The 21827-nt window shown below is 35.9% G+C and carries 10 protein-coding genes; 6 read left to right on the top strand and 4 right to left on the bottom strand.

Going from position 1 to position 21827, the window contains the following annotated elements:
• Positions 1-556: 556 nt before the first annotated feature.
• The 4 genes from UH1x_RS03810 to UH1x_RS03825 all read left to right on the top strand — a co-directional run bounded on the left by UH1x_RS03810 (position 557) and on the right by UH1x_RS03825 (position 17359).
• Positions 557-838, top strand: coding sequence for a hypothetical protein (locus UH1x_RS03810; RefSeq protein WP_482625203.1), 282 nt, complete (start codon positions 557-559; stop codon positions 836-838).
• Positions 838-14205 carry a Calx-beta domain-containing protein gene (locus UH1x_RS03815; protein WP_482625204.1) on the top strand — a complete coding sequence of 4456 codons (13368 nt, stop codon included), beginning with the start codon at positions 838-840 and terminating at the stop codon, positions 14203-14205. Before UH1x_RS03810 ends, UH1x_RS03815 begins: the two co-directional genes overlap by 1 nt.
• A gap of 286 nt (positions 14206-14491) precedes the next feature.
• The gene (locus UH1x_RS03820) at positions 14492-15394 is read left to right on the top strand and encodes a PorP/SprF family type IX secretion system membrane protein (protein WP_482625206.1); all 903 of its coding nucleotides are present in this window, start codon (positions 14492-14494) and stop codon (positions 15392-15394) included.
• Between the two features lie 18 nt (positions 15395-15412).
• On the top strand, positions 15413-17359 hold the full coding sequence (locus tag UH1x_RS03825; protein ID WP_482625208.1) for an OmpA family protein: 1947 nt from the start codon (positions 15413-15415) through the stop codon (positions 17357-17359).
• A gap of 153 nt (positions 17360-17512) precedes the next feature.
• Here UH1x_RS03825 and UH1x_RS03830 read toward each other — a convergent pair whose 3' ends face one another.
• The 4 genes from UH1x_RS03830 to UH1x_RS03845 form a co-directional block, all read right to left on the bottom strand.
• Positions 17513-18061, bottom strand: coding sequence for a ClpP family protease (locus UH1x_RS03830; protein ID WP_036156068.1), 549 nt, complete (start codon positions 18059-18061; stop codon positions 17513-17515).
• A 118-nt stretch (positions 18062-18179) separates the two neighbouring features.
• Entirely contained in the window at positions 18180-19004 is an 825-nt protein-coding gene (locus tag UH1x_RS03835) for a mechanosensitive ion channel family protein (protein ID WP_482625209.1), read from the bottom strand.
• Between the two features lie 29 nt (positions 19005-19033).
• Positions 19034-19225: a hypothetical protein gene (locus UH1x_RS03840; protein WP_482625211.1), complete on the bottom strand. Its 192-nt coding sequence runs from the start codon at positions 19223-19225 to the stop codon at positions 19034-19036.
• Positions 19225-19851: an RNA polymerase sigma factor gene (locus UH1x_RS03845; RefSeq protein ID WP_482625213.1), complete on the bottom strand. Its 627-nt coding sequence runs from the start codon at positions 19849-19851 to the stop codon at positions 19225-19227. The genes UH1x_RS03840 and UH1x_RS03845 overlap by 1 nt, the downstream gene beginning before the upstream one ends.
• A 78-nt stretch (positions 19852-19929) precedes the next feature.
• Here UH1x_RS03845 and UH1x_RS03850 point away from each other — a divergent pair, with 78 nt between their 5' ends.
• Together UH1x_RS03850 and UH1x_RS03855 are read left to right on the top strand one after the other, a co-directional pair.
• Positions 19930-20610: a hypothetical protein gene (locus UH1x_RS03850; protein ID WP_482625215.1), complete on the top strand. Its 681-nt coding sequence runs from the start codon at positions 19930-19932 to the stop codon at positions 20608-20610.
• Positions 20611-20653: 43 nt separating this feature from the next.
• On the top strand, positions 20654-21823 hold the full coding sequence (locus UH1x_RS03855; RefSeq protein ID WP_482625216.1) for a peptidase associated/transthyretin-like domain-containing protein: 1170 nt from the start codon (positions 20654-20656) through the stop codon (positions 21821-21823).
• The last annotated feature ends 4 nt before the right edge of the window (positions 21824-21827 follow it).

Below are 21827 nucleotides of genomic sequence, written 5' to 3' on the forward strand. Positions count from 1 at the left end.
CTTCATTATCAACCTTATGATTATCTCTAATAGGTTGAATACATTGATTTTATCGATGAAATACATTTATCCACTTTAAGTGATTTCAATCACTTCTTTAACAACAATTTTAACAGTCTACAACAATTATACATGAATTGTAAAAAATAACTTTTGTTTAAACTTCTTACTGTTTTAAATGAAATATAAATTATAAAATATTGATTTTCAGTCTTTTATAATTACTAAATATTTAAACAAAACAAAATTACATAATAAATGAAAGAAACAGATTACAAACTAATTACCACAGAATAAGAGGGCTTCACAACAAGAATTAAATATTCATAAGGTATCAACGTTATTTTGCCAACGTATGTTCATCGACGAATGACACCGTGTGGACTATAAAATTTAGTTTTTAAACAGTTAGGTGCTAATTTTGTATCAGAATTAGATCCCAAATCTGTTCTAAAAACTTTTCTTAACCTGCTAGCCAGTAATCTTTTGCATATTACTTGCAATCATTTCTGATAAGGTTAAGGATTAATATTAAGAATTAAACTTAACCATTATTATGAAGTCAATTGACACTTCTAACAACATCATCACCCTTTACAGAGAATCAGTTCCTGTACTTTCTACTACCGGAATACATGAAACATTAGATAATTCATCTTGTTTCAATCACGCTTTCTGTACTTCAAATAAAGATGAATTTGTTCGTTCCTCAGACCGCTCTAGTATTAGTATTTACAATATGCTGAATTTCCACCATAGTTCTTCTACAATTTTATTGAAGAAAAACTATTCTGTTTTCTCAAATCATACATTTTCAAATAACCTAAAGAACCTATAATGAAAAATTCAACGTTCATAAAATCGACATTGTTTTTATTTGTCATGTGGTTCTTTATTGGGTCTGCAAATGTAATGGCACAAACTTTTTCAGTTTCAGATGCAAGTGCTGACGAAGGATCTGACATGACTTTCACTGTTACCTCTAGTACACCACTTACCGGTAACTATACTTTTGATATAGCTTATACTCCTGGAACTGCAATAGCTCCAGATTATAATGGACCTACTTCGGTAACCCTTAGCTTTTTATTAAGTACGAGTAGAACATTTACAGTTGAAGCTCTAAATGATGACTGGGTAGAAGATACCCAACAAGAATTTACGTTGACCCTAAGTGATCCTTCCGGTACTTATTCATTTTCAGACGATACCGCAACCGGTACCGTAATCGATACCGATGTAGCATATGTTACAGGCGGCAATTACGATATTACCGAGGGTGATGAAATACAGTATGTTTTAAGATTATCTACCGGCACAAATTCTGGTGGACAACAATATGTTGGTATTGAAGACGCCTATAATGTTGATTTTACTACAGAAACAGCCCCTACCTCAACAAGCCCGGCAACAGATGGTTCTGATTTTAATTCTTTTGCTACTACAGTTACTTTTCCTGCCGGATCTGTCGCTGGTACTGAAATAGTCATACCTATACCAACAATTAACAATACTATAGTTGAACCTTCTGAAGAATTTAATGGAGTTAAGTCTAGAAATGCGGCAGAGGCTACAAAATATGGCACTTCCCCATCTAGGGTAAGTATCAATACTGAACGTTCTGCATTACGTATTCATGATAACGATATTGCTACGGTTAATTTGAGTAACGCAACAGTCTTAGAATCTGCTCCAAATACCCCTATTACATTTACCTTAAATGGTGAGGTACAGAATGCTTTTGACATAGGTTTTGCAACATCAGATAATTCTGCTACCCAAACTTCAGATTACGTTATAACTACGGGAACATTAAACTTCAGTGGATCTCATGGACAGAATTTAATAGAAGATTTCAGTATTGTTAATGATGCAATTATTGAACCTACAGAGTTTTTCACCGTAGTTCCTTCTTATACTCCAGCTGCTAATGCAATGACCAATTATGTGCCACAGAATATCGTTTTCGTTGCTGGTGAAGGTCGTATCACAATTACTGATGATGACTTGGATACTGATTTTGATGGTGTTAATGACTTAGTTGATGAAGATGATGATAATGATGGTATTACCGATGTTAACGAAGGTAGTGGAGATGCTGATGGCGATTCAATCATAGATAGCCTAGATTCCGATTCTGATAATGACGGTTGCCCAGATGCTGTAGAAGCAGGCCATACAGACCCAGATGACGATGATTATTTAGGTACTTCTCCTTTATCTGTTGCTGATGGTACTGTTGATGCTTCTACTGGTCGAGTGATTGGTCAAGGTGGTTATACTGGTACCGATAGTAAAGTAACAACAGCTTTTCAAAACGTTAGTATCTCCTCTCAACCTACTGATGTAGTAGCTAATTTAGGTGAAACCGTTACATATACAACAGCTGTAAACGGTACGGCACTAACTTACCAATGGGATGTTAGTACTGATAATGGAACTACTTGGAATCCTATATCTAACGGCGGCGTTTATTCTGGTGCTACCACAACAACGTTGACCCTTACCAATATTACTACGGCTGAAAGCGGAAATCAATATCGTTTTAGTGCTTTTGATAGTGGAAACCTTTGTACACCATATACCTATTCTAATGCTGTAGATTTATTTATTAGACCAAATGTTACCATTGCAGATGCTACAGTTGATGAAGGTAACGATCTTATTTTTGCCGTTAGTCTTTCTCATACCGTTAATGAAGTAGTAAGCTTTAATTTAACGTACGTGGATAACTCTACTACAAATACAGATTATACGGCATTGCCCAGTTTTTCAATACCAAGCAATACCCTAAACACAAGCATAGCTATACCCGCTTTAGATGATAACACTATTGAAGTGGATGAAAATTTTACGTTAGGTATGACCAACGGATCTTCAAATGCAGGAGATATTACGGACACCGCTATTGGAACTATTAGAAATATAAATACACCTTCTGCCGGTGAAGGTATTTCAATTGCTGGTTTTTCAGTGGAAGAAGATATATCTACCACAAGCTTTGCCGTAACTTATGAGGGACCTACCGTTCAGGATGAATTTACAGTAGATTATGCCATTACAGATGATACTGCAACTACTGGATCTGATTTTAATATTGCTACCGGTCAAATAACTTTCCCGGCAAATACGCAAAATAATGATATTGTTAACTTAACCGTTGCCATTACAGATGATACTATTGTAGAAGGTGACGAAAGTTTTAGCATAGCGTTGACCACTATTTCAAACACAGATTTATCTATTGTAAACGGTAACGCCACCGGAGTTATAGAAGACAACGATACTAATGCTTCAACAGGTTTATCGGTTGCAGATTTTTCAATAAACGAAGATCTTGGTACCGCTAACTTTGTAGTTACTTATAGTGGTGGTAATGTAAAAGATGCTTTTAACGCAGATTACACCATAACCAATGGTTCCGCAATAAGAGATTTAGATTACACAGTTTCTTCTATGACAGGCAATGTTGCCTTTCCTGCAGGAACAATTGAAGGTAATTCTCAAAATATAGCGATAACTCTTTTACCAGACGATATTATTGAAGGTGATGAAAACTTAACTATTCAATTATCAAATTCATCTACCCCATTAATAAATTTGGTTGATCCAGATGCGGTCAGCACTATTACAGATCAAGATTTAAAGACGCCAGCTACAGGTTTATCCGTTGCAGATATAAATGTGGATGAAAACGTAGGTACTGCCAATTTTGCAATTACCTATGAAGGTGCAACTGTTCAAGAATCTTTTATAGTAGATTATACCATTACAGATGGCACAGCAACAAGCGGAGATGATTATAGAGGTAACTTACAACTTACCGGTAACATTACGTTTCCTGCAGGTACAACAAACGGACAAGTTATTGACGTGAGTTTTATAGTAGAAGACGATACCATTATAGAGGATGATGAAACCCTTAATATTGAATTATCCAACCTTTCTACAACTCTTATAAATTTAGTAGATGGGACTGCTATTGCAACTATTGTTGACAATGATATTAAAACTACCTCAACAGGTTTAAGTGTATCAAATTTCAGTGTTAACGAAAATGTAGGTACTACCACATTTACCGTAACTTATGAAGGTGCAGATGTTCAGGATGAATTTACAGTAGATTATGCCATTACAGACGGTACAGCTTCTGAAGGTAAGGACTATACCACAACGCCATCTACATTATTAAACGGACAATTAACTTTTCCCGCAAATACAAAAGATGGTGACAATCAATCTGTAACCGTTGATATTTTAGAAGATAGTTTTATTGAAGCTACGGAAGATTTGAACATTCAGCTTTCAAACTTATCCACGGCTTTAATCAATATTGTAGAACCAACAGGTACGGGTGCAATAACCGATAATGATAATACTGCTACAAGCGGTATAGATTTTCAAAATGCTACGATTACCGTTGTTGAAGGAGACCCTGCAGACAATGTAAATGCAACTTTCGTTGTAGAATTCACTGGCGATATTGATACTGACGAAACTGTGGAAGTTGATTACTTTGTAAACAATGGTACCGCTAATAACGCGACAGATTTCAACCCTAATGCTACTATAGAAACTTTAATTTTCACCAATGCTATAAAAACGCAGGATATTATTGTTCCAATCATTAGTGATGACGTAATTGAAGATGAGGAAGATTTCTTTGTAAACTTAGTTGACATTCGTTCTAATGTTGGTATTAACTTATTAAACAACCAAGCTAGAGGGGTTATTACCGATGATGATGGCGGTGCTGTTTCAGTAACCGGTTTTAGTATTATTGAACAAACAAACGGCATCAATTTCGATGTAACCTATTCGGGCGATAGATTAAACGGTGGTTTTGACTTAGAGTACGCCATAATTGATATTTCTACTACTGTTACCGATGATTATACATTGAACACGGCCCCTTTTACTACAGGAGAATTAAGTTTTAGCGGTGTTGATACCGAGGTACGTTCTGTTCAAATTAATGTAGTAGGTGATGATTTCATTGAAAATAATGAAAATTTGCGAATTGTTATTTCTAATCCGCATAATGACGCTGACCCATCAGTATCCTCAAAAATAAGTATTACTAATGCTGAAGCCATAGGTACTATTACAAATGATGATACGGGTACAATTGAAGTAACCGGTTTTTCTGAAGATGAAATTAACGCTACTACCTATTTTGATATTACCTATACAGGTGACCCAGTAAATGGTGGTTTTACTGCCACTTACGAAATAACCGATAATACCACTACAGCTGGCAGTGATTATTCGGCAACCTTAACCGGTACACTTAATTTTTCTGGCGCGGCAACAGAAACTATACAAGTTCCTGTAACTATAATTCAAGATGCAATAATTGAGGGAGATGAAACTTTAAGACTTACCATAACCTCAATTTCACCTAATATAATTACAGCAACTACCCCAACTGCTATTGGTACAATTATAGATATTGACCATTTACCAACTGCCGTAGATGATTCTTTTGTTGTATTCCAGAACCAAAGTTCTGCCAATATAACGGTATTGGACAATGATGATTATGGCTTTGACGGACCCGCAACTGCCAATGCATTACAAATAGTGAACAGCCCTATAAACGGTACTGTCACCCTTATGAATAACGGTACACCTAGTGATGCTACAGATGACTATTTTGAATATCAACCTAGTGCGTCATTTAATGGTAACGATTCTTTCAGATATAAAATAGTAGATTCCAATGGATCTGAAGATGAAGCCGTTGTTAATATATTCGTAAACGATACCAATCTTAAAAAGGATTTTGAAATACGTTATTCTGGTAGTATTAATGGAGATTTTACCATGATCGCCAATAATGTCTTATCAAGAAATTCTACCGGAAACTATAACGGAGAAGCTGGTAACCATGATTTTAATGATAATGTATTTGTCGATATAGATTCTGACCCAACCACTTTTAATTCCACAAGTGCAAATTTAGCCAACCCAGAGCCTAGCTTAAGTTGTTTAAATATTAAGAAGGCTTACTTATACTGGGCTGCCGCAGATAAAGAATATGATGGTACTACTGGTGGTGGTGCAACTGAACCTTCTTGGAACTATGACCAAGTAAAATTAATGTTACCTGGACAATCTTCTTATTCAACTATTTCTGCGGACGAGGTAATCTATAGAGGTCGTGATGATCATTTCCAAAATGACCCATATGTATGTGTTAAAGATATTACCGATGATATAAATGCACTTTCTACTCCTTTTGGTTCTTACCAAGTTGGTAATGTAAAGGCTACTGAAATGGATTTACGTTCTCACGGTATAGCTAACATTACAGGTACATCAGGTGGATGGCAAATAGTATTTGTCTATGAAAATGTTTCCTTAGATCCAAAGAATATTACGCTATATGACGGTTATGTACACACATTTGCCTCTGATGGAGCCGGTGAAACCGAATTTAACTTTAGTGGTTTTGAAACTATCCCTAACGGCACTATTAATGCTAATGTAATGCTAGGTGCTCTAGAAGGGGACCGTGACCTTACCGGTGACCAACTATTAATTTTTGACACTACTAATAACTGGTCTAAACTATCTACTACGCTAAGAGATGAAGATAACTTCTTTAATAGCCGTATTACTATTGACGGATTCGATTATACGGATAGAAATGCCGCAAGTACCAATACCTTAGGTTATGATGCTACCGTATTTCCATTGGCGAATACATCCAACAGATATATTGACAACGATCAAACTTTTGCCCGTTTTAAAATTACTACCGATCAAGAATCATACGGTCTGTATTTAATGGGACTAAGTGTTGATGTATATAAGCCAAGTTTAGGTGCTTTGAGTTTAACTGCAAATACCACTGGTCCATCAAACGCAGGTGATATTGTGCCATTAACTTTAAACGTTACAAATATTGGTAATGATGACATTCAAGATCTTGAAATCATCACGATTTTACCGGCTGAGGCTAATTTCTCTAGTGTAGGTACCTTACCAACAGGAATTACACATTCTTATGATCCTGTAACTAAAACATTGACATTTACAGCTCAGAACGGTTTAACCGATATGGGCGACAACTATGACCTTGATTTTAATATAGAAATAATTGAAGCTTGCTATTTCCTAGAAACTGCATGTACGGCGAGTTTTGAATTACAAGCTACTGCCACATACAGTGGTGTTATTAATGGCGACCCAATTACCACCAATAGTTCTTCTTCTACAGATTCTTGTGGTATTGGTACGCACACACCTACCATTATAGATGTTGAGCAACCTGCACAAGTAAACTGGTCTACTGCACCAAATGCCTTGGACAGAACTATTGACTGTGACGACATTGCCGCTTTGAACAATGCCAATTCATTGGTACCGGCAACTGCTTCCTGTGATTTCACTTTACATAAAACAGCTGGTAACTTTGTACAATCTGGCGCATGTCCTACAGAAGGTACATACACCAACACATGGACGTTTACAGACGCTTGTGGTAGAGTAAGTGATACATACACCCAGGTTATAACCATAGAAGATGATGAAGCTCCAACTTTTAACGAGTCGTTACCACAAGATTCTTACGCTGCTCATGATAATATTCCTGTAGCACCTGTACTTTCTGCTAATGACAACTGTGATTCTAATTCTACGGTTACTTTTTCTGAAACTTATGATGGTGATAATACAAGTACTGATTATACAATTATTAGAACATGGACTACTAATGATTGTGCAGGTAACACCACAAGTCACACGCAAAACATTTTTGTAAGTGAGAGCGGTAACCCTATTGGTATAAGTATTAATGATGTTACGGTTAATGAAGATAATGGAACCGCAGTTCTAGAAATAGTACATACCGGTACGGTTTCTGGAGGCTTCACCTTAAATTACGCTACCGCAGATGATTCTGCCCTACAAACAGATGACTACGTTTCAATTAGCAACTCAGTTTCGTTCGCCGGTACTAATAATGAGACAAGAGAAGTAACCATTACCATCAATGATGATAATATTATAGAAACTACAGAGCAATTCTTTGTACAACTTACCAGCGGTACAAACACTCCTACCATTAATGACAATGAGGGTATTGTTCAAATTACGGATAATGATAATGTACCTGGCAGCACAGGTGTTTCTTTTGCCAATGACGTAGTTATCGTTACTGAAGGCACAGATACATTCGCCAGATTTACGGCAACATTCACAGGTAATATTGCACCAGGACAAACAGTTACCGTGGACTATAATACAGATAATGATTCTGCCATAGCACCAGGTGATTATATATCTTCTACAGGTACGGTTTCATTTAACAGTACAACAAATTCCGTGAACATAGATGTTCCAATTTTAGATGATACTATTATTGAACCATCAGAAGATTTCACCATTACCTTGTCTAATATACAATCTAATATTAATGTTGGCTTCTTGGATGAGCAACCAACAAACACAGCTACTGGTACAATTAATGACAATGATAATATTGCCGGCACAGGTGTCTCTTTTGCTGATAATAACGTCATAGTTACAGAAGGCACAGATACCTTTGCCAGATTCACTGTTACCTTCACCGGTACTATTGCACCAGGTGAAACCGTAACTGTTGATTATGCTACTGCAGATGATTCTGCGGATAATCCTAATGACTATACCGAAACTGTAGGTACATTAAGCTTTGATGAAAACACAAGCTCAATTGATATTGATGTACCTATAATAGATGACACCTTTATAGAGAATACAGAAGTTTTTGACCTAACACTTTCCAATGTACAATCAAATATTGGAGTTGGCTTTGTAGATCAACAATCCACAAACACTGCTACAGGTACCATTAATGATAATGATAACTTAGCCGGTAATGGTATTTCATTCCAGAATGATGATATTATTGTTAGTGAAGCAGATGGTACGGCAACTATAAATGTGATGCTAACAGGAAAAGTGCAAGGAGGAATAAGCTTGGATTACACTACTAATAACGACTCTGCAATAGAACCTGGCGATTACCAAACAACATCCGGAACCTTAAACTTTACCGGAACTAGCGATACGGAAATACTGCCAATCACAGTTCCAATAGAAGATGACGACGTCATAGAAAACTTAGAAAGTTTATTTGTAGATCTTTCCAACTTCTCTAACAGTCTGGTAAATATTAATGACGACCAAGGTACAATCAGTATTACAGATAATGATAACATCCCAGGAACTACAGGTATATCTATAGTTCAGACAGATGTAATAGTTACAGAAGGACCTGGAGTTACAGCAATTTTTGACGTAACCCTAAGTGGTGATTTCGCCGCTGGTTTTGATGTGGATTTCTCTACTGCTTTTGATAGTGCAACCGCGTCAGATTTCACTGCCATAACAAATGGAACTATTTCTTTTGACGGAAACGATAATGAAGTAAAACAGATAGCAGTAACCATCTTAAACGATGATATACTAGAGCCACAAGAAGCATATATGGTTACACTTAATAGTACCACCAATCCGCTTGTCCCAATTAATAACGCAACGGCTAATGGTATTATTAACGATGACGATGCTCCAAATGCCGGTGAGGGTATTGCTGTTGCAGATTTCAGCGTATTGGAAAATGTTGCAGGTGGAACTACAGATTTTGTAATTACTTATACAGGTCCTACTGTACAAGATGAATTTACGGTAGACTTTACCGTAACAGAGGGTACGGCTATTGAAGGGGACGACTATACTGTTGTTGTGGCTTCAGGGAACGTAATATTCCCAGCAGGTACATCAACCACAGCTACACAAGAGGTTCAGGTGACCATCATAAATGATAATATCATTGAGCCCAATGAAGATTTAACCATCACTTTAACTAGCATATCAACAACACTAATAAATATTGTAGATGGTTTTGCTACGGGTGTTATCCTTAATGATGACAATGCGCAACCTGGAGACGGGGTAGCATTTACACAACTTACAGTTTCTGAACTTGAGGGAGATACGAATATAGATGCAACCGAAATAGTATTTGAAGTAACGTATACAGGGGTGATACCTGCAGGAGAGACCGTAACGGTTGAATATACTACCAATGTTGGTTCTGCAGATATCACAGACTATACACCGGTCAATGGAACAATAGACTTTACAAATAGTGTTAATAGTCATACCATTACTATTGAGGTGACTGAAGACACCGTTATTGAAGCTGATGAAGATTTCTCTGTGGTTCTTTCTAACCTAACTACCGCTAACGGATTTGTTACTGGATTTGTTGACGGAGATACTTCAAATACAGCTACAGGTATCATTCTAAATGATGATAATGCACTACCGGGCGATGGGGTTTCGTTTACACAAGTTGATGTTTCCGAATTAGAAGGTAATACAGCTGCCGATGCTACTGAAATCAATTTTGAAGTAACCTATACAGGAGCTATACCTGCAGGGGAAACCGTAACGGTTGAATATACGACCAATGTAGGCACTGCTGATGCTGCGGACTTTACACCTATAAATGGCACGGTAGACTTTACAGATACTGTAAACTCTCAGACAATTACAATTGAGGTTACCGAAGATACCAATATAGAAGCTGACGAAGACTTTACAGTGTTACTTTCTAACATTACCACAGATAATGGATTTGTTACCGGTTTCGTAGATGGCAATCCTACAAATACTGCAACTGGTGTAATTATTAACGATGATAATGCCCAGCCAGGCGATGGAGTTTCTTTCACCCAGCTTACTGTTTCTGAACTGGAAGGTGATACTACTGCTGACGCTACTGAAATTACTTTTGAGGTAACATATACAGGTACTATACCTGCAGGTGAAACCGTAACAGTAGAATATACCACCAACTTAGGTTCTGCAGATAATGCTGACTTTACTCCGGTAAATGGTACGGTTACTTTTACAGAGGACGTAAAATCACAGACTATAACGGTTGATATCACTGAAGAAACCGTTATTGAAGCTGATGAGAACTTTACCGTTGTACTTTCAAACCTGACTACGGACAATGGTTTTGTTACAGGTTTTGTTGATGGAAACACTACGAACACTGCGGCAGGAATCATTCTTAACGATGATAATGCTTTACCAGGTGATGGTATTTCATTTACACAACTTACAGTTTCTGAACAGGAAGGGGATATTGCTGCAGATGCTACTGAAATTACTTTTGAGGTAACCTATACAGGCGTTATTCCTGCAGGTGAAACGGTAACGGTAGAATATACCACCAATATAGGCTCTGCAGATTTAGCAGACTTTACTCCGGTAAATGGTACATTAGATTTTACTGATACCGTAAGTTCTCAGACAATAACTATTGAGGTTACCGAAGAAACAATCATTGAAGCCGATGAAGACTTCACAGTGGTACTTTCTAATATTACTACTGATAATGGCTTTGTTACAGGTTTTGTAGATGGTGACACCACCAATACTGCTACGGGAGTAATTATAAATGATGATGCTTCTGACGCTAGTGAAGGTATTTCCGTGGCCGACTTTACGGTTACCGAAGATATCGCTAGTGGTGCTGTAGATTTTGTAATCACATACACGGGATTAACCATACAGGATGAATTTACCGTAGACTTTACGGTAACGGACGGTTCCGCTATTTCTCCTGACGATTACACAGTTGTTATTGCTTCTGGTAATGTAACATTCCCTGCGGGTACAACAAATAATGATACGCAAGTTGTAGAGGTGACCATTATAAATGACCTTGTATTGGAATTCAGCGAAGATTTAAATATTACGTTGGGTACAATATCTCATCCATTGGTAAATATGATTGATGATAACGCCGTTGGTACTATTACGGATAACGACTTGCCAGACGCAAGTGAAGGTATTTCTGTTGCTGATTTTACGGTAGCCGAAGATATCACAAGCGGAACGGCTAATTTTGAAGTTTCCTATACAGGACCAACAATACAAGAAGAATTTACAGTAGACTTTAACGTAACAGATGGTACGGCAATTTCTCCTGATGATTATTCTGTTGTTATTGCCTCTGGTAATGTAACATTCCCTGCAGGTACAACTGATTCAGATATACAGAATGTAGCTGTTACCATAGTAAATGATGCGCTTATAGAATTTAGCGAAGACCTAACCATTACGTTAGGCGCTATATCGCATCCATTATTGAATATGATCGATGATACTGCTATAGGTACTATAACAGACGACGATGCTGACCCAACTTTATATGGTGTAGAGTTCGATGTTACTTCAATTGATGTAAACGAAGATGCGGGTACCGTTTCTATTGATGTTGTGCTTAATGCAGATGTGCAAGATGAGTTTACGGTAGAATATTATACTGTAGACGTAACTACTACAGATGGTAGTGATTACACCGGTGTTCCTCAAGATACGCAGACATTAACATTTGGCGGTACAAATAGCAATACACAGACTATTGTAATTCCTATTATTGATGATACTCTAATTGAATTTACAGAAAACTTTAATATTGTACTGGAAGATATCTCCTCTCCTATCGTAGGTATTCTTTCAAATGATACAACGACCGTTAATATTATAGATAATGATGCTGACCCATCTTTATACGGTGTTCAATTTGATACTGCTTCTGTTACGGTAAATGAAGATGCTGGTACGGTTACCTTAAATGTGGTGCTTAACGCAGATGTGCAAGATGAATTTACGGTAGAATTCTATACAGTAGACGGTTCTGCTACAGAAGCTAGTGATTACACGGGTGTTCCTCGTAATTCCCAGACGTTAACATTTGGTGGTACCAATCCTAACATGCAGCCAATAGTAATTCCTATAATAGATGATATTCTTATCGAAGACCCAGAAACGTTCAATGTAATTCTTGAGAACATTTCAAGTCCTATCGTAGGTATTTTATCTGACAATATCGCTACCGTTACCATAATCGATAATGACGGTGACGAGGGCTGGCCAACAGATATTACTATTGAGGCTTGTGATGAAATACCTGATGCTTTTTTAATTACTTCTGATAGCGATTGCGCTATCACGGTAGATTACACTGAGTTAGTTGAAGGTCAAGATGATGAATGTGCTACAGAGTATATTATTACTAGAACATGGGCCATTACGGATTGTGTCGGTAATGTGCGTACACATACACAGGTAATTATAATCGAAGATACGGTTGCACCAACATTTAATGAAGCGCTTCCACAAGATATGACGGTTGAGTGTAATATGGTGCCAGATGCATCTACACTTACCGCTACAGACTCTTGTGAGCCTAATATTGATGTTGTTTTTGAAGAAACGATTACAAATGACGAAAACTGTGCTTTAGGGTATACGGTTACCAGAACATGGACGGCTACGGATTGCGCAGGCAATTCTACAGAACATACTCAGGTAATTACCGTAGAACCAACAGGTCCTATCATGAGTCAACCTTATGAAGAAGAAATAACCATAATTTGTGGTGATGATATTCCTGAAGCGCCAGAAATGAGCTTTACAGGTGGCTGTGGTGACTTTGATGTGATTTATAACGAAGAAACGCAACAAGCTGATGATTCTGATGATTATATGATCATAAGAACTTGGAACGTTACAGATTCTTGTGGCAACACTGCTTCTTTTGAACAAATCATTTTTGTTCTTCAGCCTCAATTGCAAGAAATTACAATCAACGTTTGTATTGAAGAGGAACCAATTGATTTATTGAATTACTTACCGGCAGATTTTGACAGCAACGGTACATTTATGATTCTTGAAGGTGATGTGGTTTTAGAGGAAAACATATTTGACCCAATGAACCATGAACCTGGCGAGTATAAAATTGCTTACAGCTCTACCGAAGGTACATGTAAATACTATGTTGACTTTACGGTTATAGTAGATACGGAATGTGTACCATGCGGAAAAGGTGATATTATTATCTCTAAGGCGGTTACAGCAAATGGTGATGGTGTTAACGATTTCTTTGAAATTACAGGAGTGGAGTATTGTGCCTTTAGTTTTGATGTAATGATATTTAACCGTTGGGGAACTAAAATTGCCGAGGTTAAAGATTACCAAAACGACTGGGGCGGTGAATCTCCTGATGGTTCTTTCGGGCAATCTGGAATGTTACCTACAGGTACCTACTATTACATTATTACAGCTACAGATAAAAACAGTGGTACAATCTTAGAACCATTCAATGGTTATATCTATCTAGGTACTAACTAATAAAAACTAAATTAAATTTAAAAAGCCTCATCATTTTCATGGTGAGGCTTTTGTATTTCACTCATATATGATCTTTTAAAATTCACTAAAAAGGAGACTTTTTAAGGTCAATTTAATTCGTCCGATAAATACATCAATTGAACGAATTTGCGGTTTCAGAACGAATAATCTGGGGTGTCAGCCGTTATTTTTCAGATACTTGAGTACAGCTATTAAATTTGTAATTATTAAGATAACCTACTTATACATTAACACATAGCCTTAAAAGCTAAACCCAAACACAACCATGAAAAAAGCTAATCTACTTTTAGCCATTCTACTTTTAACAGGTGCCTTTGTAAGCGCACAGCAGTTACCCCAGTTTACACAGTATATGTATAACACTATTTCTGTAAACCCTGCATATGCCGGTAGTAGAGAAACTCTGAATGCTACAATTTTGCATAGAAACCAATGGGCAGGTCTTGAAGGTAATCCAAGAACTAGTACCCTATCTATTCATTCTCCAATGAAAAATGAAAGAGTAGGTATTGGTGTTTCTTATATCAATGATAAACTAGGTTTTGAAAGTACCAACTATTTCTATGGTGACTTCTCTTATACAGTTCCAGTAAGTCAAAAAGTAAATATGCGTTTTGGACTTAAAGGTGGCTTCACCAGTTACAACTTAGAAAATCCTGATCCTAACGATCAGTTCTTCAATGCTAATTTTAATAGTATCAACCCTAACTTTGGTGCTGGTTTTTATATCGGCTCTAACAGATGGTATGCTGGTATATCCTCACCAAGAATACTGAATACAGATTTAAACGATGGTGAGTTTGAAGCTATAGAACGTAATAGCTATTATGCTATTGGCGGTATGGTATTTGACCTTTCTGAAACTACAAAGTTTAAACCCACCGTTATTACAAAATTCACCAATGGTGCACCGGCTACATACGATTTTACCATAAACTTTTTATTCAACGAAAAGTTTTGGATCGGTACTTCTTACCGCGTTAACGACGCATCTAATTTTGGTGCAATGATGGATTACCAAGTATCAAGAGATTTTAGAGTAGGTTATGCCTATGATCTGCCTACCTCAACGGTAAGACCTTACACTGGTGGTACGCATGAAATTATATTGATCTATGAACTTTTCAAAAAGGTGTTAGGCCCTGTAAAGTCTCCTAGATATTTCTAATAATTTAAAATCGATAAGATGAAAAATTATAAAAATATTGTGGTATTGATGTTGCTTTTACTAGTAGCTGAAATATCTATTGCTCAGGTAGCATCACAAAAAAAAGCAGATTATTATTTCAGTAAATTCTCATATTCATTGGCAATACCAGAATATGAAAGAATGGTGGAAACAGATTTCAATGCAGAATATGCTCATCAGCAATTAGCGGAATGTTATTTATTAATACGTGACTATAAAAAATCTATTCCGCATTTTAGTGCCGTAATCAATAATGCAACATTACCTACTGATTATTATTTTAAATATGCCATGGCGCTATATGCCAATGGTGATATGGATGAGTCTGAAGCTTGGTTAAAAAAATATAAGAAATACCATAAGAACGATTCTCGTGTTAAACGATTTTTACAAGATGGCAATTTAGCCTCCGTAGTCTTTAACAGTAGACAACGTTACGAAGTGGAACCTGTTGCTTTCAATTCTACGGATAGTGATTTTGGTGTGTATCGGTTTATGGGAAACTTATACTTCAGCTCTTCAAGAAGAGATGTGGTTACAGGTGAAAGTTATGGTTGGAACGATGAACCTTGGCTAGACCTTTTTGCCGTTCAAGAAGACAACCCTATGTCTGAACCTAAACGCGTAAAAGGGAATATCAATACAAAGTACCATGAAAGCTCAGTAGCCTTTTCTACAGATTACAAGAATGATACAATTATGTATTTTACCCGTAATAACTTCTATGACAAAAAAGCTGGGTACGGAGTATCAAATGAAATTAATTTAAAAATATACACGGCTAAATTTATTGATGGTAAGTGGGAAGAAAACAGTAACCTCAGGGTTAATAGTGACTACTATTCCACCGGGCATCCGTCTGTGAATCTTGCGAGAACACGCATTTATTTTGCATCGGATAGACCTGGTGGTTATGGTGGTACCGATATTTACTATGCTGAAATTCATGAGCGTGGTGGTGTACAAGAACCTATTAATGCCGGACCTATTGTAAATACAGAAGGCAACGAAATGTTCCCTTTCATTAATGAAGAAGGCAAATTATTCTTCAGCTCTGATGGTCATGTTGGTTTTGGTCAGCTAGACGTTTTCTCAACCATTTCTAATGAAGACGGTGAGGTTATCGACATTATTAATTTAGGTACTCCTATTAATAGTTCTAGTGATGATTTCGCGTATTATGGTTTACCAAACGGTTTAGACGGTTACGTAAGTTCTAATAGAGAAGGTGGCGTTGGTAGTGATGATATTTACAAATTTAAATTTACCCCTGCCTTAGATGTTGAAGGTTATGTTGTAGATGGTGTAAACAACCAAATGTTAGACAGTGTTAAAGTAACTTTATATGATCAAGTAACAAATACATTGGTTGCACAGACCACTACAGATGAAAATGGGTACTACAGATTCCCTGTCAATAGAAAGACCGCTTATATGATTGAGGCCGTACGTAAAACGCACCCTCATAAAAATGTATTTTTCAATACATCAAAGACACCAAAGGCACAAAAGATAATGAGACAAGATATTGTTCTTGAACCTGTACTTGACCTTAAATTATTAGCGGGACTAAATAAAATATACTTCGATTTTAATAAAAGTGATATTAGACCAGATGCTGCAAGAGAGCTAGATAAAGTGGTACGTGTTATGAACAGTACCTACCCAGATATGATAATAAAACTAGAAGCACATACCGATCCCGTTGGTAGTCATGCATACAATGATGACCTTTCTGAAAGAAGGGCAAAATCTACCTATGAATATCTCATTGAAAACGGAGTATCACAAGATAGAATTGTTTCTTATAAAGGCTTTGGTAAACGTGTACCTATTAATAAATGCACGAGTAAAGAAGATTGTACTCCTGAAGAATTGGAGCTGAACAGAAGAACGGAATTCCCAATATTACAGATTAAAAAAGGTGTCTTGGCATCCAAATGATTTTTTTAAGCATACCTCATAAATTCAACAACAACCTTGTCTTTTTAAGATAAGACCGGATAGTATTTTGTTATCCAAAATTAACTACCAACCACAAAAAAGTCCTTTACCATTTTGGTAAAGGACTTTTTAATTTTAATAGCTTTTTGTAATCTATTCCATTATACCGTCAACGATACCATATTTAATAGACTCTTCTGCATTCATCCAATAATCTCTATCGAAATCTTTTAGAACTTTGTCAAAATCTTGACCACAGTTATCTGCTAATATTTGTGCACTTAACTCTTTGGTCTTAATAATTTCTCTAGCCTGTATTTCAATATTAGAAGCCTGACCTCTTGCGCCACCACTTGGTTGGTGAATCATTACCTGTGCATGTGGCTGAATAAATCTTCTACCTTTTTTACCAACTGATAATAAAATAGAACCCATTGATGCCGCCAAACCTGTACAGATAGTTGAAACCGGACTCTTTAAGGCTTTTATAGTATCATACATTGCAAAACCAGAAGTAACATAACCACCCGGACTATTAATATATAGTTGTATTTCTTTATTGTTCTGCATATCTAGATATAACAACCTGTCAATTACATGTTTTGCAGAATCGTCATCAACCATACCCCATAGAAAGACTTTTCTTTCCTCCAGCATTTTTTCATCTATGGCTTCCTGAATTTTTCCTTTTTTAGCACTCATATTTTAAGTTTATTTATCTCTAACAAAATTAATGAATTAAATCATAAACATGATTAGCAATAATCCTTTAGATTATTACCAAACCTGTTTCTATAAATTAAAAAACGTTAATATTCGTTTAGGATTGTTCTTCTACGGTAACTGTTTTCTCTACCACCTTTTTAATCGGGATAACTACTTTACCGGTTTTTGTTTTTAATATCATTGAAATATTATCGATACCTATTACCGTACCTTGTAAATCTCCAATTTTCACCTTATCCCCTACCTCATAAATTTTTCTTGAGTAAAAGGTTCTTAGCAAATCACCTACAATTTCTCTTGACCCTAAACCTAATGCCAATGCTATAGCCAATAAAAATGCACCTAATACGATTGTAAAGTTATTAGTGATTATTTGTGTATCAATACCCGCTTGGTTTAAAGCCGTAATACTTACAAATATGATAATTAAGTAAAATAATACGTTACCTAAAAGCTTACCACCACCTAAACCTATAGAGTCAAATACCTTGACTATAGTTTCTTTTATAGTTTTGGCTAAAAACAGACCGATCATAAAAATGATCATCGCTGATAATAATATAGGTAAGTACCTTAAAAGGTTAGCAATTTCGGTAGATATAATGGTTAAGCCCATAATATCGGATGCAACGATTATAAATACCAACCATAATAGCACTTTTATAAAAGTGACGATTATTTTAGGTAAGTCTATTTTGATATCGGCATCTCCAAATAATTTTGCTTCATTAATTTTTTCAGAAGCTTTATCTAATTTGATCGCTTTAAATATTCGTTTTAATACGAAGGTGACCACCTTAATGATGATCCACCCAAAAATAATTACGATAAATGCCCCAAATATACCTGGCAATGCAGAAGCAATATCCTTGAATATATTGCTTAAAGAATCGAAGGTGAGGTCTTTCCACTTATCCATTGTTTCCATATAACTTTTCTACTTTATTTTTATTCGTTTTTCGATTTTGTATTTAGCATACCTTCAATAATAGAAGCAAAACTACCTGTGAATAAATGAGACAACTCCATTATCAACTTAGCCGTAGCAACGTCTTCCATAACTTTTTTACGTAGTTCTGGTGGAACATCTTTAAGATCTCCTTGTAAGTTTTTAAATGGATTTTTGTCCTGTTCTAACATTAAGGTAGGGTTTTATACATTTCCGTAACTTTTGCTTTTGCTCTTTTGAGCCTCATTTTAATAGCACTTGATTTTAATTCTAAAATATCTTCCAACTCTTTAATAGATGCACCATCTTGATATTTTAATAGTAATATCGATTTTTCCTCAGGCGCTATAAGTTCTAAGGCTTTCTTAAGTTTATCCACTTGCATTTCAAGCAACAAATTATCTGTCACCTCTACCGGAACATCTTCATGTGTTTCAAACTTAACCGAATTATCATTTATTTTTCGCTCCTTATTTCTATTCACGTAATTAACGCAGAAATTATAGGTAAAAGAATATAACCAGGTAGAAAATTTTGAATTTCCTTTGAACGAACCCAATTTTACATAAAGCATTAGAAAAATATCTTGGGTCAAGTCCTCTGCCTCTTTATTAGATTTGGCAAAACCCAAACACTTATTGTAAACCAATTTCGAGTACCTATCATAGAGCACACCAAAGAGCATAGAGTCATTGTTAGCAACAATGCGTTCTACTAACTCTAAATCGGTATATTCTTCCTTCTTACCACCAGAAACCGATTTTCCACTGAATTGGTTTCCGATAATAATAAAACATAGCTTTTTAAGAAATGTCACTTTGATAGATGGTTTACAAAAAATAAAAGTAGGTTAAAGATACTGTAATTGATATATTTACTTGAAAATCTGCCGAAAATGAAAAAATTAATTATTCTCTCCGTTCTTATATCAAGCGTTTTCACAGCATGTAAAACCGACCAAAAAAAGCCTAAAATTGCTGTTGCCGAAGATACGCAATTGACAGTTCTTGAAAAAATCGCAAATGCGAACGGTTTTGAAAACTGGAAAAATGTAGAAAGTATTAAATTCACTTTCAATGTAGATCGTGAAGATGAGCACTTTGAACGTACCTGGTTATGGGAAACGGCACCTAACAACGTAACCATGATGACCAGACAAGATACCATTACATACAACAGAAAATCTGTGGACAGTACTATGACCGCGACCGATGGCGGATTTGTAAATGATAAGTTTTGGTTGTTGGCACCATATCAATTGGTATGGGACCAAAATAGTTTTACCCACAAGCTTACAGAAAATGTAGAAGCGCCAATAAGCAAAGCTACTATGCATAAATTGACTACTGTCTATAATAATGAAGGCGGTTATACACCTGGTGATGCTTATGATTATTATTTTGGTGATGATTATATTATTAAAGAATGGGTGTATAGAAAAGAAAATCAATCTGAACCTAATATGACGACCACTTGGGAAGACTATAAAACCCTAAATGGATTGCACATTAGTATGATGCACAAAAGACCAGATGCTGATTTCTCTCTTTTCTTTACAGGTGTTGAGGTGAGATAATTAGGTACGGAGTTTGATATTGTTCAGAACTAACTAACCAATTATGAAATTATCACTTTACACATTACTTCTTTTTTCCTTTTTCGGCTATACCCAATACAGTACTAGCGCTATTGTCTTGGATAGTGTAGATAATACACCATTAGAATTTGTTGGCGTTTACAATAGTAAAGACCATACTATGACCAATGCTGACGGAAGGTTTCAGTTTTCATCATCATTAGATTCCGTTACAATTTACAGAGTTGGCTATGATAAATTAAACACCACTTTTCAAAAAGTGGGAGATACTATTCACCTCAACAAAAGTGTATTAGAACTAAACGAAGTTACCGTAACTAATGAAAAAACGCTATGGCAAAAGGTTGGAGATTCCGTGAGATCAAACTACCCTATTTATCCTTATAAAGAGAAATTTTTGTTAAGAGGCGTACTACGGTATAATGGTGAAATTACCCGTATACAAGATTTACAAGGAAAGTTGGAAAGGAGAACACTTCTATACACTAAAGAGATAGATCCTGATAAAAAAGACTTTAAAGTAGAGTTAACCAATATGCGTAAAGTTGGTTTAGTCAAAGATGAAAATGATGTTTACTTTATTTTCGAATCGTTCAATAGTCTATTCATGAATCTAATTCCTATGAACGCAACAGGAGATGATTTTGATTTGACTGAATCTAGTTTCGATAATGGTAATAAAATCAGCATTAATTTTCAATCAAAATCCGCTATAAAAGATGAAGATTTTTATGGATATTATATTATAAATACAGAAGACTACGCAATGGAAAGGTTTAAAATGACAGTAGAACTTTATGATAAGCCTTTTAAAAATAGTGGTAAGCATATTAGATATAGAACAGTGTCCTATGAAAAGGAAATATCTCTTTCTAAATCTTCCAATACGAGTAAATATTACATAGCTTCCGCTAAGTACGATGTAAAAGTAGAACTGACAGATGAAGAGAACTCTTTTACCTCTTTTTACGATGTTTCATTTATTCTAACCACATCTGACAACGAAGGTGATTTTGACGTCAAGAAAAACGTGAGCACATCCAAAGACTTATTCAAGATAAACTACCCGTATGACCAAAGTTACTGGAATGCACAAAACCAATTGCTTTTAACTGATGAGATGCTAGAATTTATTGAGATAGTTCAAGATCCCGCCAGTGAATTTAAAATCAAGAGTAATATTAAAAATTAAGAAA

This window comes from Maribacter sp. UH1 (genome assembly GCF_056839145.1).